Origin of the sequence: Haloimpatiens lingqiaonensis (genome assembly GCF_901447495.1) — a bacterium.
In the GTDB taxonomy this organism is placed as follows: Bacteria; Bacillota; Clostridia; order Clostridiales; family Clostridiaceae; genus Haloimpatiens; species Haloimpatiens lingqiaonensis.
The window spans coordinates 1-828 of the sequence record NZ_CABDWS010000184.1; the positions used below are offsets into that span (position 1 = coordinate 1).

The 828-nt window shown below is 30.8% G+C and carries 1 pseudogene; it reads right to left on the reverse strand.

The window, feature by feature from the left end:
- Positions 1-828: pseudogene (locus FGK85_RS15670) on the reverse strand (transposase); the annotation flags it as partial.

Here is an 828-nt window from a genome sequence, read left to right on the forward strand (position 1 = left end):
TTTCTACTGATGTAAATTTGTCTGTTGTTATAATCCATGCTTCTTTAATTTCTACCTTATCTCCAGTATGAACTTCTTCTATAAATTTTATAAACCTTACTTTTATTTCTGAATCAGCCATTTCAAAGTTATCTTCATCCCAAGCTTTTATCTTTAAATAATTTTTATTTTTTTTATTAACTATCCATTCTTTATCTGCCTCACGGCACTTAAATAAAGCTAGTGCATCTTTTACAATATGAAGTCGTTCATCTTTAACCCTTACTACTGCATTCATTCCTATAGAGAGTACTTCTTTAATCCAAGTAGACTTACAATATAAAGCGTCAGCAACTATAATATCTGCAAAATGATGATACTCTTTATAAAGTCTTCTGATTAGTCTTTTGCCACCTGTAGTTTCCCCCTCATCCTTATCTGAACTGTCCTTTTTAGGCTCAAGCATTTCTTGTCCTAAAAGAAGATGAGGATCAGAACCTACAGTTGTACAAACCACGGATCTATGAAAATAATGGGTAACTCCATCTTTATGAACCCTTGTAAGACATTTATCACAACATTTTTTAGTGCTTTCAAATAGTTCTACACCGTCTATAGCAACTACCTTTAATTTATCTATAGTACCATTTCTAAACACTTTATTTTTTATAGTGGTTTTAATTATATGTTTATGAATTTCTTTTAATCCATCTAAATCAAACTCACTTAAGGAGCGCCTAACGGCATCAATGCGTGGCATTTTAGTTTTTTTAGGTATTACTTTTTTAAACTTGCCTTTTTTAAGCCAATGTTCTAATCTATTGAAACTTCTTATCTGAAGCATAAATC